15 protein-coding genes are annotated in these 16,206 nt (G+C 48.5%); 9 read left to right on the forward strand and 6 right to left on the reverse strand.

The window, feature by feature from the left end; translation table 11 throughout:
- Positions 1–906, forward strand: coding sequence for an aminoglycoside phosphotransferase family protein (locus tag ADH66_RS15840; protein ID WP_066538839.1), 906 nt, complete (start codon positions 1–3; stop codon positions 904–906).
- Here ADH66_RS15840 and ADH66_RS15845 read toward each other — a convergent pair.
- From ADH66_RS15845 to ADH66_RS15865, 5 genes are all read right to left on the reverse strand, one after another.
- Positions 903–2,084 (reverse strand): tyrosine-type recombinase/integrase, encoded by a 1,182-nt coding sequence (locus tag ADH66_RS15845; protein WP_066538838.1) that lies wholly within the window; start codon positions 2,082–2,084, stop codon positions 903–905. The two genes, ADH66_RS15840 and ADH66_RS15845, sit on opposite strands and share 4 nt — an antisense overlap.
- A 149-nt stretch (positions 2,085–2,233) precedes the next feature.
- Positions 2,234–3,391 (reverse strand): tyrosine-type recombinase/integrase, encoded by a 1,158-nt coding sequence (locus ADH66_RS15850; RefSeq protein ID WP_066538836.1) that lies wholly within the window; start codon positions 3,389–3,391, stop codon positions 2,234–2,236.
- 13 nt (positions 3,392–3,404) lie between these two features.
- Positions 3,405–4,793 carry a relaxase/mobilization nuclease domain-containing protein gene (locus ADH66_RS15855; protein WP_084384424.1) on the reverse strand — a complete coding sequence of 463 codons (1,389 nt, stop codon included), beginning with the start codon at positions 4,791–4,793 and terminating at the stop codon, positions 3,405–3,407.
- Positions 4,760–5,077, reverse strand: a complete 318-nt coding sequence (locus tag ADH66_RS15860; RefSeq protein WP_066538832.1) for a plasmid mobilization protein — start codon at positions 5,075–5,077, stop codon at positions 4,760–4,762. Before ADH66_RS15860 ends, ADH66_RS15855 begins: the two co-directional genes overlap by 34 nt.
- Positions 5,078–5,570: 493 nt before the next feature.
- On the reverse strand, positions 5,571–6,563 hold the full coding sequence (locus ADH66_RS15865; protein WP_066538830.1) for an AAA family ATPase: 993 nt from the start codon (positions 6,561–6,563) through the stop codon (positions 5,571–5,573).
- 316 nt (positions 6,564–6,879) lie between these two features.
- On the opposite strand from ADH66_RS15865, the gene ADH66_RS15870 reads away from it, so the two are divergent.
- The 3 genes from ADH66_RS15870 (at position 6,880) to ADH66_RS15880 (ending at position 8,580) form a co-directional block, all read left to right on the forward strand.
- Positions 6,880–7,626 (forward strand): AAA family ATPase, encoded by a 747-nt coding sequence (locus tag ADH66_RS15870; protein ID WP_066538828.1) that lies wholly within the window; start codon positions 6,880–6,882, stop codon positions 7,624–7,626.
- 77 nt (positions 7,627–7,703) lie between these two features.
- On the forward strand, positions 7,704–8,225 hold the full coding sequence (locus tag ADH66_RS15875; protein WP_066538823.1) for a hypothetical protein: 522 nt from the start codon (positions 7,704–7,706) through the stop codon (positions 8,223–8,225).
- 88 nt (positions 8,226–8,313) lie between these two features.
- Positions 8,314–8,580, forward strand: coding sequence for a hypothetical protein (locus tag ADH66_RS15880; RefSeq protein ID WP_066538816.1), 267 nt, complete (start codon positions 8,314–8,316; stop codon positions 8,578–8,580).
- Here the strand turns inward: ADH66_RS15880 and ADH66_RS15885 are convergent, their stop codons facing one another.
- On the reverse strand, positions 8,581–8,901 hold the full coding sequence (locus tag ADH66_RS15885; protein ID WP_066538815.1) for a DUF6809 family protein: 321 nt from the start codon (positions 8,899–8,901) through the stop codon (positions 8,581–8,583). It lies immediately after the preceding gene.
- 236 nt (positions 8,902–9,137) lie between these two features.
- On the opposite strand from ADH66_RS15885, the gene ADH66_RS15890 reads away from it, so the two are divergent.
- The 5 genes from ADH66_RS15890 (at position 9,138) to ADH66_RS15905 (ending at position 16,189) form a co-directional block, all read left to right on the forward strand.
- Positions 9,138–9,934, forward strand: a protein-coding gene (locus ADH66_RS15890) for an IS5 family transposase (RefSeq protein WP_088364400.1) whose coding sequence is annotated in 2 segments (ribosomal slippage) — positions 9,138–9,528 and positions 9,528–9,934 — 798 coding nt in all. Because the reading frame shifts where the segments join, the coding sequence is not laid out codon by codon here.
- Between the two features lie 30 nt (positions 9,935–9,964).
- Positions 9,965–10,831, forward strand: coding sequence for a hypothetical protein (locus ADH66_RS20190; RefSeq protein WP_066538813.1), 867 nt, complete (start codon positions 9,965–9,967; stop codon positions 10,829–10,831).
- Positions 10,795–12,387 (forward strand): site-specific DNA-methyltransferase, encoded by a 1,593-nt coding sequence (locus ADH66_RS15895; protein ID WP_066538812.1) that lies wholly within the window; start codon positions 10,795–10,797, stop codon positions 12,385–12,387. The genes ADH66_RS20190 and ADH66_RS15895 overlap by 37 nt, the downstream gene beginning before the upstream one ends.
- A gap of 12 nt (positions 12,388–12,399) precedes the next feature.
- Positions 12,400–15,015 carry a DEAD/DEAH box helicase gene (locus tag ADH66_RS15900; RefSeq protein ID WP_066538811.1) on the forward strand — a complete coding sequence of 872 codons (2,616 nt, stop codon included), beginning with the start codon at positions 12,400–12,402 and terminating at the stop codon, positions 15,013–15,015.
- A 106-nt stretch (positions 15,016–15,121) separates the two neighbouring features.
- A complete protein-coding gene (locus ADH66_RS15905) occupies positions 15,122–16,189 on the forward strand; it encodes a hypothetical protein (protein WP_157130663.1) in 1,068 nt (355 codons plus the stop codon).
- The last annotated feature ends 17 nt before the right edge of the window (positions 16,190–16,206 follow it).

Genomic DNA, 16,206 nt, shown 5'->3' on the forward strand with positions numbered 1-16,206 from the left:
ATGCTGTTTAACTATACAATTAAGAATTGGGCTGATTGGGGCAAAGTGTTCCAGTCAATCGAGGAATTCACGCCTCTGGCGCAAGAGATTTTTCGCCGGGAGAAGTTAGAGTTTACCAATCTGGAAAACCTCACTCCCGGGACAAATGCCGTGTTCCGGGCGGGGAATTATGTAGTGAAAATATTTGCACCAAAGGAATTGGGTTTGGACTCGCAGGCTGATTATCTCAATGAATCGGCAGTCTGTGGTGCTTTGACTGAACGGGGGATTCCCACGCCCCGGATGATTGCCTGCGGCTCGGTGCAGGATAAGTATCTATTTTACTACATCATCACGGAGTATTATTCCGGCGTAGAGGCCGGAGCATGGCTTGAAAAGGCTACTCTTGGCCAGAAGAAAATATTCATCGAGCGTTTGCGCGAGTTGCTCCAAAAGCTCAATCGTTCGGCACAGGGACTGATCCCACCTGTTGATTTGCTGAGTCGAGCGTTGGGAAACTCAAGATTGGAGCGTCTGCCAGACAGCCTACGTGCTGAAATGGCAGCGCGTGCGGCAAACCTTGATTTGACGGATACGGTGCTGGTACACGGTGATTTGACCGGGGAGAATATTCTGGTTGACTCGGAGAGTAGCCCGGTTATTATTGACTGCGCTGATGCCTGCCTTGCGCCTTGGTGGTATGAGCTGGGTCCGCTGGTATTTGAGCTATTTCACTGTCGGAAAGATTTGTTGCGGTTGTTTGTGGACACCGATTCGGAGACATTTGTAGAGCGGATATTGGACGCTGTTTGCATACACGACTTCGGTGCAAATATGCTCTGGGACTTGGCTGAAAGAGAAAAAGTCCCATGCTTTTTGCATTTAGCGGATGTCAGGGACTTTTTGTTGAATCGGGTGTGTGGCTAGATATCCAGGCTCTCCTGCAAAACTGCGCTTGCCGCTTTCTTCTTATCGTCAAAAGCATGAGTGTAAATATCCAGTGTAGTGGACACCTGCGAGTGACCGAGTAGCCCTGATACGGTTGCTACATCAGCACCACCAGCTATCATAAGGCTCGCCGCCGTGTGACGTAAGGAATGCACGTTCAAATTTTCTGGTAACCCATGTTTTTTCAATATCAACTTAAACCGCCAAGTAAAGCTGCTGGGCATCATCGGTAGTTCCATACCGTGCCTACGGAAGATGTAATCATCGGGAGTCAGCTCGCGTTCATCATAGGTTTCAGTTTCCTGCTGACAGAATTTGCGGTACTCTTTGAGCAGGCTTGCCATCTCAGCGGAGAAGTAAACATAGCGCTCGCCCGAGGCGGTTTTAGGTTCCTTGACGATGATTTCCTCGCCTGTAACCTTGACCACATTCCGGCATATGTGTATGGACTTCTCTTTGAAGTTCACATCGCACCACTTCAGCCCGCAGCACTCGCCCCGGCGCATACCAGTGGCAATAATCAACTTAAAGTAAGTTTCATATTTGATACTTTCTTCGTCCAGCGCAGCTATGAGTTTCTGCGTAGTTTCCTCGTCAGCAACATTCTGCTTTTTCTTCTTTTTGCCTGTATACTTGTATGTTCTCCACGCCGGATTATGCGACAAAAAGCCGCCCTCCATCGCATCAGAGAGGATACCACACAAGCAAGCGTGGACACCTTCAATGGTGCATTCGGAGAGCGGCTTTCCGGTCACAGAATTCTTTTGCTTACGAAGTTCAGCGTAAAGGTTTCGGAAATGTTCGGGCTTGAGGTCGGTCAGCTTGTAGCCGCCCAGGCGCGGCATGAAGCGGTCAATATCTTGCTTGTCGCGGGCCAAGGTGGATTTTGCCAGCTTATTTGGAGCAATTTCCCGCAGCCACATCTCGGTATAAGCTGCGAGAGTGATGGTTTTATCCACCGCCTTGAGTGGCTCATTACGGCACTGTCGCTCGAAGAGTGCGGCTTCTTCTTCGAGCCACTTTTCCTTGGCCTTCGGCGTTAGACCATCGGGTGGATGTACGGTTTTCTGCTGGGGCTTGCGGCGTTTGCCATCGAAATCATAGCCCATGGATACGACCAGCAAGTAGCTGTTCCCTCGTTTACGGATGCTCGCCACTGTAATAACCTCTTTCCTGTTGTGATTTGCCCTGTTGAGGCAACCTCACAATACCACACCCTCATGCGGAAGTCCAGCGGCGAATTTACTTTCTACTACACGGACAAAATGTGTGTGCTATGCCCGGTTGTATGTCCATCAATTTGTTGTTAGGCACTGTGTAAGAGTACGTCAGTCATGACATTTGCGGCCTGATTTTTCAGTTCCATCTGCGGGTGGCAGTAGGTTCGCTCCAGGAATGATGTATCAGCGTGGCCAGCTAACTCCGCGACAGTTTGCTTGTCTACGCCATGGTGGAGCAGTGTGCTGACAAAAAGGTGTCGCAAAGTGTGCAAGTGGAAATTATCAGGGAAGCCATTCCGCTTGAAAATCTTCCTCAGATGTTTTGTAAACGTATCAGGATGGATGAACGCCCCATGCTCATCCGTAAACAGATATGGGCTATGTTCTGTACCAGCGGAGTTTTCATCATGTCGCTTGATGTAGTAGTAGGTTTGCAGAAATGATGTGATATCCTCATCAATGGAAATGGTGCGGCTGCGTCCGTTTTTCGTTGGCCCTTCCTGTACACCGCCACCAGCGACGATACTTCTGGAGCGGCTCACAGTCAAGATGGAACGGTAACCATCCAGAATGAAATCGTCCCAGCGTAAAGCACACAGTTCACCCCGGCGGCATCCGGTATAAATTGCCAGCAGATAGAAGGTCTTATACACTTCGGGTTCGTCCAATAGAGCAAGAATAAACTGCTGCGCCTGTTCCTCGGTGGGGATGAATTGTTGGCGCTTCTCAGTACCAGGCAGGTCAATCATCCGTGCTGGATTCTTCTGAATGATCTCGTTCCGCTTGGCATCGCTCAGCACAGCCGACACCACGGTGAGGTATTTCTGCACGGTAGCCTCCTGCACGGGCTTGCCGTGGTTGCTGCGCTTACGGAGTTCCACCAGCATATTTTCCAATGCCATAGGGCGCAACTTACACAACTGAATAGCGCCAATGTATGGGTACACAACTTTCAGCATACGCCGGTAACTGGCAATGGTGCCCGCCGCATACTTCACCTGCCTGTCCAGCCAGCGGAGAGAAAATTCCTCAAAGGTCATCTCGGCATCCTCAGAGAAACCTTGCTTGACGGTCCTCTCCATTTCCTCTGCGGCGTGAGAAACGTACTGCCGGATGCCACGCTTGCCTATGCTGTCTGGCACAGAAATCGTCTTTGCCCTTGAAATTTTTCTACCGTCCGGGCGGTAACCGTTGCTGACAGTAATCTTGAATTTGCGTTCATCTAACTGCTTAATACTCGCCATTTGTATTCCTCCCCTACATATGCTGTTCGTGGTCTTGCTCGTCTGGTTTCTGACCCAGCGCGCGCTTTTTCCTCTTCTGTTTCTTCATTATGGTACTGTCCTGTGGGCGATAGTCCTCATTAATAATCCCAGCTACATCAGCCGAAAGATATGCGAGATCAATTCCAATATCACCAGCACTGCCGAAGGAATCAGGGCTACCCAGAACAGCCTGTCCGTGTATTTGCTCATTCTCTCCTGCTCCAAAGAGAGATTCTGTGAAAAGTTTTCGCTGATCCTCCCAGCCTGTGACGACAGGTTCTTCGTTATCTCGTCCGCTGACTGCTCCATCCTTTGCCGAAAATTCTGTGCCACCGACTGCATTTCCATTGAGTGATTCTCCAACTGCTGCACCCTCTGGTCGAAATACTCCACCAGTTCCTCCCTGGTCACCAGCTGCGCCGCCGCTGTCTGAATTTCTACCAGTAGCTGAATCTGTGCCTGCTGAAGGCCAATCATTCCTGACCAGTTCTTCTCCGTCACTGTAACGCATGGCACCACCTCTGCCGCGGTCTGAAGTTGCTGGCGGGACTGCTCCTTCAATCTGTCCAATGATTTGCGCTCGAAGTTTGAACTCATATTCCATCATCTCCTTCAAAAACTTTAGTTCGTAGAGCTTGACGTCCCTGCATTTCATACCTGTGGGAGTTGTGTAAGTGATGCTCTTTCGCTCATCCGCCCATCTAACTTTGTACCCTTTTCGCCCAAGCAGCTTGATGAAATGCTCACGGGAACGAGCCAGCGTCATCGCATCCTCTATGACAATCATAAGCTGAAGTTTCCAACTCTGGTTCTTATCCATGGAGCGATATTCACGGTCGCCCGGCTCTTTATGATGCTTGGGTGGGTCGGGAGACAGTACAGAAAATCCATGCGCCAAACAAATTTCATCGGATAATTTACGCAGTTTCTTCAGCGTGGTCGGCCCTTGACGAAGCATATAGCCGCTTTCAAAACAGACAGAGTTGATTAAAAAGTGGGAATGAATATGCTCCCGATCCACATGGGTTGCCACTAAAATCTGACTGTCGGGCCAAGCTTTATCTGCAAATTCTTTCGCCAATTCGTGAGCCTGCTGCCCAGTGATAAGCTCGTCCGGCGAGAAAGATTGCGTGTAATGATAGAACCAGATTGGGCTGTCCTTACGATAAATCGCACGGGTCGCCTTGAATTCCTGCACCGCAAATTGAGGGGAGCAGTGAATGCCGCTGACGAATTTCTGCCCGGAAAAATCGTCTTTGGTCTTCTGCTCTTGTGAAATATAGGCGGCAACCCTATTCAGCGCAGTGGTAGATTGCTTTTGGTACCTGATGAATTTTACGGTAGCTATTAGCGTACCTCCTTGTCTGCCAGAGCAAAAAATTTATCGTAGAGCCTGCTTAAATCCTCATGCACATGCTCCAAATATACCGCACTGATCTGCCCCATGTTCGCCAACACGGTAAGCTGATTGAGGTTGTTGCCGATGGCGTTCAGTTCCCGAGCCACCAATTTACCGTCAAGAATGACGTTGACCTTACCGCGCATCGCCGCCGCGCGGATATAGTTACTGGGAGACATCATGGCTCGCTCAGCCTGTTCCGCGATGTGCTGAAACTGTTCCTCCGTGAACCGAACCGTAAAGGCTCTGTCCTTTTTATTGCTCATGCGATCCCTCCAATCATATAGCGGTCTTGTACTAAAGTGGGTGCGGGCTGCTGCCCGCTAAACGTGCCGTCCGACAACGTCGGACGAGCGCTCTGCTTGCCCTCCCCCAAGGGGGAGGATTTTTGTAGGACACTGTAGGCTGGGCGGCTCTATCTCTGCAACTGCTGCTTTAAGGATATACAGAGAAAAAAGGGGTTCTCTCAACCTGCTCCGACCCTGTTTTCCCAACAGCGGCCTTGTGTGGCCCAACACGGCCCCTCACCGGGCGGGCTGCGGTTCCTACTCCACCCTGCTCTCAAAATCGCCACAGCGGGCCGACACGGGCGAAACACGGGCTGGTGGTAACTAGGACGTACCGTTTGCCTGTGACGCAAATGACGATAATGACGCAAATACCTCCGTGACGATCCCCATAGAGGAAAAATCCAGTGTTTATAAGGGCTTGCGGACTTTCAGGGTATCTTCAAATGCAATCGTCATTACCGTCATATCGTCATGCCACCTCGGGCGGAGAGTATATCAGGAGCAGTTCGCGTTTCTGTCCTGTGCGGCTTTTGATAAACTCGATTCCTATATCCCGCAGTTCTTTTTCATATCGGTTCAGTTTTCGAGAGAGGACATTGCCCTTAACGGTTAGTTGGAGACGTTCAGCTAACTCAGAGGCTTGTCCCTGGAACTCTTTCTCGCTTTGCAGAAATGAAATAAGCGTACGCATCACCAAATCACCTTTCATCGCATCTTCGGCGGGAGTATCCCCACTGACATACTCCCATTCGCATGTTTCACGGTTGAAGTGGACAGTGAGAACTTTTTCCTCGATGTCGCGTCCTCTGATGAAGAGCTTCCCCTCGGTGGAGTTGACGTCCTCTTTCTGCAAAACATAACTCCCGTCCGCCGCTCCAGTTAGACCTGTGGAGCCGCTGACCATAAGGTGTGGATCACTATCATGCTGCTTACGAAGATGTTGAACGCAGAGAATGGTAATGCCGTTTTGATCTGCAACGGATTTGAGTAAACCAATGTCCTTGTAGTCGCTGGCATAGTAACTGTCGACAGACCCCGCCCGTACCTTTTGGAGCGTATCGATGACAATAAGATTTGTATCCGCGTGCTCAGTGATAAACATTTCAATTTGAGAAAGAAGTCCATCTGCCAGTGAGTTGGCCATGACAGCAAAATGCAGATTGTCAGGGGCATCCTCAGTCAGATCACTGAGGCGCTGGCAGATTCGATTAAAGCTGTCCTCAAGGCATAGATAGAGTACCGTTCCTTTCTCTGTCTGGTAATTCCAGAACGCTTCACCCTTGGCGACTTTTAAGCAGAGAAAGAGCAGCAGCCATGACTTGCCTGCCTTGGGCAGACCTGCTACGAGATGCAGACCCTGTGGCAAGAAACTCTGCACCACAAATTTTGTGGGAGGCAAGTCCATCTGTAACAGTTCAGACCCGTTGAGGGTTTTGAGTCTAGTTTGTCTTTCGTTTTTCAATAAGTTCTCCTTTCAACTCATAGAGATCTGACCCGGGATAGATGCGGGTTCAGCGATGTGAGAAATTCTGCACCTCCAATCTGACCAGTGTTCTTCTTTCCATATTGCAGGGAGATCTTTACCCCTTACTTTCTTGGCTTGGTTTACGTTAAGAATTATTACCCCTTTTTGTAATTTTTTCAAAATTCTGTATTTTATACAATATATAGTGCGGAATTATTACTTTGGCACATAGCAAGGAGGAGTGTTCTATTGATTTTTCTATGTTGCTGTAGTATACTTGAATAAAAATCATAAGATGATAGGACTTTGAGAAATGCTGCTTTTTGATTTTAACCATGAGCTTGCAGAGTTAAATCGGACATGGAGGAGTCATCTACACTTACTCACTTCTAGCCCAGAGTTTTATGCCTGTTCACTTCATGGAGATAAGGGCTGTGGGAAGACCAATCTCATTAAAACATACCTGCAGAAGAATCCGAATGCTTACTATGTCTCGTTTTCCAGGGGGAATAAAGCAGTAGCTCTGGAAAACTTTCGGACAGCTTGCTTTCCAAATGCAGGCTCAGCACAAGATTGGGACGATGCGTTCTCAAAGGTAGCGACGACGTTTAAGGGAAAACCTGTGATGATCTTCCTGGATGACTTTGCCGATTTAGGGTCAGACGCTGAATTATTGAACGCTTTCCAAAAGTTTTCCTTATCTCAACGGAATATTTTACTGGTAACTGTTGGTTCTCACATAAAGACTGAGAGAACGAAGGAGGTTTCTATTTCACCGCGCAGCTTGGCTGACTTTTGCAAGGTGTTGCCTGGTTACTCGAAACAAGACATTGCCCGCCTATATGCCGTGACGGGCGGCGTACTGCCCGTTATGAAGGAGTTAGATGAGGACATCAGCTTTGAGGAGAATCTTCGGCGGCTGTTGCAGCATGACTCGTCCTTTTCACAGTTTGTTCCAGCGTTACTCTGGGAAACATTCCGTACACCGGCAAGCTATTATCCTATCCTTTACAGCATCTCACAGGGTAAGCACAGGCTCAGTGAATTGCTGCCGACATAGGTTTTCCCAATAACAAGTGCGGCAAATACCTGGAGGCACTTATCGATGCCGGGTTTGTGGTTGCTGAAAGATCTCCCATGGGAAAGCACTCAACCTACTATCTCAAAAACAGTTACCTAAGTTTTTGGTTCAACTATCTCTATCGAAATCACTCTCTGTTAGTTAGTGACACAGAGCGGCTGCTGGAAATTGTTTTTAAAGATTTGGATGAGCGCATCGTACTGCCTGCGGTACATGAAAGCTGCATCCGCTATATGCGGCGCGGCCAAAAAGGAGATAACTACCGCCTGTTTGCCCAATTTGACAGGGCAAAAAACAAACCCGTCTCTTTCAGATTCAGAGACGGGTTCAGGGGACAGTTTGATTGCGTACTCTCAAATGACAAGGACGCCTTGCTTTGTGTATTTCCGAAAGATTTGGATGCCAGATTCACTAAAAATGACTTGGAGCACTATCTGAAAGCTGCAAACCACCATGGCACAGCTGGCAATACTCAGTTAATGATTTTCAGTCTGCACCGTTTCAGTGACTGGTGTGTGCATACGGTGTCCAATGTGCCGCTGCTCTTTGAGATCACGACGGAGAGATTGAGGTATTGAGATGGCAAAATAATTTCTCTGGGCGCAACATCTAATCCATATCCTGCCCATCCCGGATGTAGAACTTACCTCCAAGATGGATACCCGCATGGAAAACAAATATAGCCTATTTTTATATGCTGCTGATTTGGTTCACTTCCAGCAACACCTCGGCTTGGGCGCCGATGATGAGAATGGCATGACGTTCCGGGAGTTGGCAATTCGACTCAACTTCAATGGGCACAGTGCAGCGGAAAAAGCTTATAAACAAGCAGTTGAAACATTAAAGGAAACCCTTCGCTCAAAAGAGTATAAGAAGTATCTCCGGGCAAGACGGGATATTACAAAAGCCGAGCGTATGTTAAGGCCATATTGATTAGCTCTCAATGAATGGTAAGTTCATATCCTCCATGATCTCCAGCATGAACCGTGCGCCTAAACGAAAGCCCAGCGTAAACGATTTGCATTCGTTCACGCCGGACAGTTCATCTTGGACGTTTCTGAATTCTTGAAATGCTGCCTGTTCTTGCTCAGAGAGTAAGTCGATGAGCTGTTGCTCGTTTTTCACGACAAGCTCAAGCAGCTTGTCCACTCCGCTGTTGGGAACGATATTTCGTTCTGTAGGGTGTATGTTGCCGTACCAGAATTCTTCTAAGATTTTCATCTTCCTTTTCCTGCCTTTCTGAGAGTTCGCCATGCGGACTCTTCAACACGACACTACCACAAAACCTTGCGGAAGTCCAGAGTTTTTTTTAGCGGCTGGACGGAATTTAACACAAAAATGGAGTTTTGATTGATAAGTTTGCTGAAATATGGTATAATTTATAAACCAGTTGCGAGACATACACTTGTAGCGCATTCTAAGAACCTGTTTAGTATCTAGCCAACCATCCGGTCCAGTGATAAAATAGAGGGGATGAGGGGGGAAGACAGGTGAGGAAAAGCTATCCAAGTGACATCAGTCGGAAACAATTTGAAGAAATACGCGAGGAATTGTCCAGAGTCAAAAAGCTAACACATCCCAGAAGCTACGACCTGTATGACATATTTTGTGCAGTTTTGTATCTGTTGAAAGAAGGATGCACATGGCGAGCCATCCCACATGATTTCCCTAAATGGCAAAATGTGCGGTATCATTACGACATATGGTCAAATCCAGATGAAAATGGAGTCAGTGTTCTTGACAGGGTTTTACGCAAACTGGTGGAAGCAGAGCGGGAAAAAAACGGACGCAAGGCACAAACAACAATGATAATTGTCGATTCCAAAAGCATTCAAAATGCTGATACCGCAGAAGAAAAGGGCTATGACGCGGGGAAAAAGTATCTGGGATAAAACTACATATTGGCGTGGACATTTTGGGGCTACCCCACGCAATTATGGTGACGACCGCCAATGTAACAGATCGAACCGGCGCAATTGATATGGTTGATTATTATTGTGATGTAACCGACCATCTGTCTGCGCTCAAAAAGATTATGGCAGATGGAGGCTACACCGGAGAAACATTTGCAAACTCAATCAAGGATCTTTCTGGTGCGGAGGTTGAGGTCGTTAAGCGCAACGAGCTCCATACTTTTGCTGTCCTGCCAAAGCGCTGGATTGTGGAGCGCTCTTTTGCCTGGCTCGACAAATGTCGGAGACTCTGGAAAAACTGCGAACGTAAATTACAGAACTCTTTTCAAATGTTTTCTCTTGCCTTTATTCGTCTGCTCTTAAATAGATGCTAAACAGGTTCTAAGGGGAGGGCAGGACGTATTTTGAGAAAGAAGAAGTGGATTGCTACGCTTGTAATAATCGTTATTATACTGACATTAGTGTTTGGTATTCCTTTGATCATTAACGAACTCTACAAAAAAGGTCCTGGATACATCACTGTATGGGATGGGGCGGATATGCTGTCGTTTTACGGCACAATGTTGGGGACTGGCGCAACAATTCTTGCTCTTGTTATCACAATTGCCTTTACACGCAAACAGATTATCAGAGAAAGCTATCTTAAATCAGAAGATGAAAAGTGGGCAAAAATCGAATCTGTTTTTGCGGCTGCTCTTGATACTATCAACCCTATGCGGCCTCTTACCTTAACAATGGGCACGGGGCATACCGATCCCTCTGCTGCTATATTTACTCTTCAAAAACACATCATCTCTTGCAAAACTGCAGCAGACCAGGTAAATGCGTATCTAAATACAAAGGACTACCCCAAAGTAAAAGGTTTGATAGATGCCATAGCCGCTCTTACTGAGCAGATTGAACCTATTCTTCAAGAGGAAGTGAAAGAATACACAAAAACTCGCGATTTGGCCGGTAGGGACAATGCGGAAAAAGTTCTTGCCATGGCACTTCAAAATCCCCATGTATTTCCAAGAGAGAACTTGGATTTCTCAAATAAGATTATTGAGAATACCAATGGCGTTCAACTCGACGATATCGTTGAAGCAATCAACAAACTCAATGGAGAAATAATCTCAATTTATCACAACGTTTACCGCCCATTACTTCAACTAAAGGGCTCCACGTTTGAAACCGTCAATACCGAAACCCAAAAAGAAGCGGATAACATTCTACGCATATGGGGGAGAAAACCATGCCCACCCTTGAATGGATCGGAAAAGAAAAAGTGATAAACCACCACCAGGAGGTCCCCTTCCGGGTGCTGGAGCGCCAATACAGCTTTGACGAAAATGGTCAGACCGCCTCGGATAACGGCAGCGAGAACATGATTATCCGGGGCGACAACCTGGAGGCGCTCAAGGCCCTGCTGCCCCGGTATGAGGGCCGGGTGAAGTGTATTTACATCGACCCGCCCTACAATACGGGCAACGAGGGCTGGGTGTACAACGACAATGTGAACGACCCCAAAATCAGGAAGTGGCTGGGCGAGGTGGTGGGCAAAGAGGGCGAGGACCTGACCCGGCACGACAAGTGGCTGTGCATGATGTACCCCCGGCTCAAGCTGCTGCAAAAGCTGCTGGCGGAGGAGGGGGTTATTTTTATTAGTATTGATGATAACGCTCAAACACTTTTGCGAATGATTTGTGATGAGATTTTTGGAGTTAGAAATTTTTTAGCGCAAATAGTATGGCAGAAACGCACATCTCCTGATGCCAGAAGAAAAGTGAGTGCAGGACATGAGTATGTCTGTGCATACTTTAAGAATGTGGATTGTGCTGATAGTTCGATTAATCTTTTGAACTTTAGCGAATCAGATAAGTCAAAATATAAGAATCCCGATAACGACCCTAGAGGCCCGTGGGTGTCTACCGACTGCACCGCACAGGCGGGGCATGGAACCAAAGAGCAATTCTATACCATGATAACTCCCAGTGGTCGTGTAATAGAACTTCCAGATAATTTGTGTTGGAGATTCACAAAGCCGCGTATGGATGAAGAAATTGCGGCAGGCCGCATTTGGTTTGGTTCTGATGGAAAGGGTGTTCCCAGAAAGAAAACATATCTTTCGGAAAGAGAAGGCCGCAATTTGTGGACGTGGTGGCCTAATAGCGAGGTGGGACATACTCAAGAGGCTACAAAAGAGATTACTACTATTTTCGAGAAGACTGCAACTTTTGATTACCCAAAACCCGTGCGTTTAATTCAGCGCATCATCCAAATTGCCACAAAAAAAGATTCCATCATCCTCGACAGCTTCGCCGGTTCCGGCACCACCGCCCACGCCGTTCTGAACATGAACAAGGCCGACGGTGGGCACCGCAAATTCATTTTGGTGGAGATGATGGACTACGCCGAAACCATCACCGCCGAGCGGGTTCGGCGGGTTATCAAGGGCTACGGTCAGGACAAAAACGCGGTAGAGGGCACCGGCGGCAGCTTCAGCTTTTATGAGCTGGGCGAGCCTTTGCTGATTGGCGAAAACCTCAACGAGGCGGTGGGCTCGGAGAAGATTCGGGAGTATGTCTGGTTCACCGAGACCAAGCTGCCCTATGCCCCGACAGAGAGTGAGAATCCCTATTATTTGGGCGCGAACAAGGGCGCCGCCTACTATTTCTACTATGAGCCCCAGCGCGTCACCGTGCTGGACCATGAGTTTTTGTCCGGTCTCCGCGAGCGGGGCGAGATCACCGTGATCTACGCCGACCGCTGCGCCATCAGCCCGGAAAAGCTCCGGGAGCTGGGCATTGTTTTCAAGAAGATACCCCGGGACATTTCCCGGCTGTAAGGAGGGTTTGCTGTGGAGATGAAGTCCTACCAGCGGCGGGCAATCGACGACCTGTCCCGCTATATGGAGCTGCTGAACCAGGCCCAGGACTATGCGGCGGCGTTTTCTCAGTTTTGGCAGGAGAAAAGCGCGCCCGCCCTGGGGCATTACCAGGATATTCTGCCCGGCGTGCCCAACCTCTGCTTTAAGGTGCCCACCGGCGGCGGAAAGACCTTCCTGGCCTGCAACGCCCTCCGCCCGGTTTTTGACGCGCTGCCCATGACGAAGATGAAGGCCGTGGTCTGGCTGGTCCCCTCCGACGCTATCCTCAGCCAGACTCTCAAGAACCTACAGGATTCCAGCCATCCCTACCGGCAGGCCATTGACGTGGCCTTTGGCGGGCGGGTGACGGTCTACTCCAAGCAGGAGCTTTTGAGCGGCCAGAATTTCAACATCACCGCCGTGATGGAGCAGCTCTCCATCATGGTGCTGTCCTACGATTCTTTCCGGGGCCGCAGCAACGAGGCGCTGAAAGCCTACCGGGAGAACAGCAGTCTCGCGCCCATGGCAAAGGCTCTGGGCAAGCCCCAGCAGCCCATCGAAAAGGCGGACGACACTGCTCTTTTCCAGGTTATCAACCAGCTTTCGCCCCTGGTGATCGTGGACGAGAGCCACCACGCCCGCTCGGAGCTGAGCCTGGATATGCTCAAGGACTTCAACCCCTGCTTCGTGCTGGAGCTGACCGCCACGCCCAAAAAGAACAGCAATATTCTGTCCTATGTGGACGCGGCGCAGTTAAAGGCCGCCAACATGGTCAAGCTGCCGGTGATTGTCTACAACCGGGACAGCCAGCAGGAGGTTATCACGGACGCCATCGACCTGCGGCGAAACCTGGAACGGCTGGCGGAGGCGGAGCAAAGCAAAACTGGCAAGTATATCCGCCCTATCGTGCTGTTCCAGGCCCAGCCGAAAGGCAAAGAGAACAGCACTACCTTTGAAAAGCTGCGGGACAAGCTGGTGGACGCGGGGATTCCCCAAGAGGAGATTGCTATCCGTACTGCCGATATCAATGAACTAAAGAATGTTGACCTGCTGTCGGAGAGCTGCCCCATTCGCTATATCATCACCATCAACGCGCTGAAAGAGGGCTGGGACTGCCCCTTTGCCTACATTCTCGCCTCCATCGCCAACAAGACCAGCCCGGTGGACGTGGAGCAGATTTTGGGGCGCGTCCTGCGCCTGCCCCACACCTGTCAGCACAGCCAGCCGTCCTTAAATATGTCCTATGTGCTCACTTCCTCCAGCGACTTTGACCAGACGGTGAAGCAAATCGTCCGGGGGCTGAACCATGCCGGGTTTACGGATAGAGACTACCGCATGGCCGAGCCGCCCAAACCTACCGCACCGCCGCCCGTTCAGACGGAACTTCCTCCTCCACCTTTGCAGGAGGATAGCCCCTCTGCGGAAGATGAGTTTTTGGCCTTTGACGGTACTCAGATAGCGGCAGAGTTGGCTAACCGGGAGAATAATAAGGGACCAGAGCCCGCTTCTTATCAGAATACTATGCTTGAGGAGGCGGAAAAAGTTGGCGAAACATATAACCGTACCATAGAGGAAAATGCCGGGGATTTGTTCACCCAAAATTTCGCGTGGGAGGTGCAGGAAAAAGTGAACACTTTCCCGGTGAAACCAGAATTTGCGGAGGATATTAAAAACCTGCGGATTCCTCAGTTCTTTCAGGTGGTTCCCCAATCGCTGTTCCACGAGGGAACGCTGGAATTGCTGGAAAAGGAGCAGCTTGCCAGCGGTTTTACGCTGAAAGGGAAGGCGTATGATATTGATTTTGGCTCGGCGGACGATGAGCTGGTGCAGGTAGATGTGCGCACAAAAGAGGGCAGCGTCCCAAAGGTTTTCAAGATGTCGGATGCCGACCAGCGCTATTTCAAGGAATACTTTAACTCCAAACCGGCGGAGAACCGGGTGCGGATGTGCAAGGACATCATGTTCCGTCAGCTGAACAAGCTGGACATCGTGGATGCTGCGGAGTTGCGGGAGTATTTAGAGCGAATCGTTAACGATATGGACAAGCCACAGTTGGCCGCCATGGAAAAGTCCCCATTAGGGTATGCGGCGAAAATTCGGAATAAGATTGATACACTTTTAACCCAGCATTATATGGACACCTTCCATCAGTGGATCGAAACGGAGAAAGTCATTTGCAGCCCCCACTATCAGCTGCCCTCGGTGATCCATCCCGCCAACAGCACCAGTTTCCTGGGCGGTTCCCTATATCAAGCTGAGGCGGATATGAACGAGTTGGAGCAGGATTTGGTTATGGAGCTGACTGCGCTGTCTAATGTCCGCTGGTGGCATAGAAATATCTCCCGGCAGGGGTTCTGTATCAACGGCTTTATCCATCATTACCCGGATATTATGGTTATGACAGAGAGCGGGAAAGTGATTCTTGTAGAGACAAAGGGCGGGCATCTGAAAAATGATGACAGCCAGGATAAAATTGAACTTGGAAAGGCTTGGCAGTATGCGGCGGGGAGTATGTACCGGTACTATATGGTTTTTCGGGATGAGGAGAATTTGCTCCATGGGGCGGTTAGTATGAAACAGTTTCTGGAAGTTATTCGGCAACTATAGAAAACCTAATGGTACAAAGATTCCCAAGGAAAGCCACTTCCCTTTCTACTTTTGGTAGAGCACAATCGCGCTGTTTTGTTACTAATTTGTAGGAGCTTAATGATGTATGAGAGATAAAAATAGAGGAGAGTATGATGTCATGTCAGAGCAAATAAAGTGTCCAATTTGTGGTTCAAATGCATTTTCTCAAGCGAATTATTCTGTAATGCTGGTATTCTATGAGTGTCCAGTGTGCGGTCGATTTCAGTTAGGCACGCATAATAGTAATTCTCAGCTAAATTATAATCATTTAGCTCCATATCTGTTTCATCATTGCTTTAGTCATAAAAATCTCGATGAATATCGCTACCATACTGTACTTAAAAGAGAACTCTGCGATAAGTATAAGGCCGAGTTTAAAGAGGGTAGAAACACGCATGGGCATCCTGTTCATATGGATGCAGATTTGATTGAAAACTGGTATCCTAATACTTTCTCAGAACGCGTGAACTATATTCTCATGTATTTGTCTGAGCACACAGCTCATATGGGGCAGCTTTTTTCGTTCTCTTATCAAGAGTCACTCAGCTTGATGTTTATTGACCGAAAAGAAAAGGCATCAAATGGAATCGTTAATTTACAGGAAGAATGGCGCAAAGAAAGTGATTGTGAAAACGATCTCCGCTTTATGCTGGACTGTCTTGCTGAGGACTCATATATTTCCTATAGCCTCTCTTCTTCCGAAAGCAAACAGCTTGAGTTGCGTTTGAGACCTAAAGGCTATAATAGAATTGATGAACTTCAAAAGTATAGGGCTGCTGGCCACAATGTTTTAGTGGCAATGAAGTTTGGCGACGAGACAAAACCGTTGAGGGAGGCAATACGAAAAGGTATAAAGGATGCACAATATAATGCTATTTTCATTGATGAAGTCCAGCACAACGACTTTATTACCCCTGAGTTACTAAAATATATCCGTGACAGCAAATTTGTGGTAGTCGATTTAACTCACCGAAACAACGGTGCTTACTTTGAAGAAGGCTATGCGATGGGATTAGGAAAGCCAGTTATTCAGTTGTGCAAAACGGGTGTCACGCTCCATTTCGATATTGCACAGAAGAACACGATTTTGTGGGAAGTAGAGGACGATATCCCGGAGAAACTCTGCAACCGTATCAAAGCAACGATCGACTAAATTGATGAAATTGAGGA

Source organism: Acutalibacter muris, from assembly GCF_002201475.1.
Classification (GTDB): domain Bacteria; phylum Bacillota; class Clostridia; order Oscillospirales; family Acutalibacteraceae; genus Acutalibacter; species Acutalibacter muris.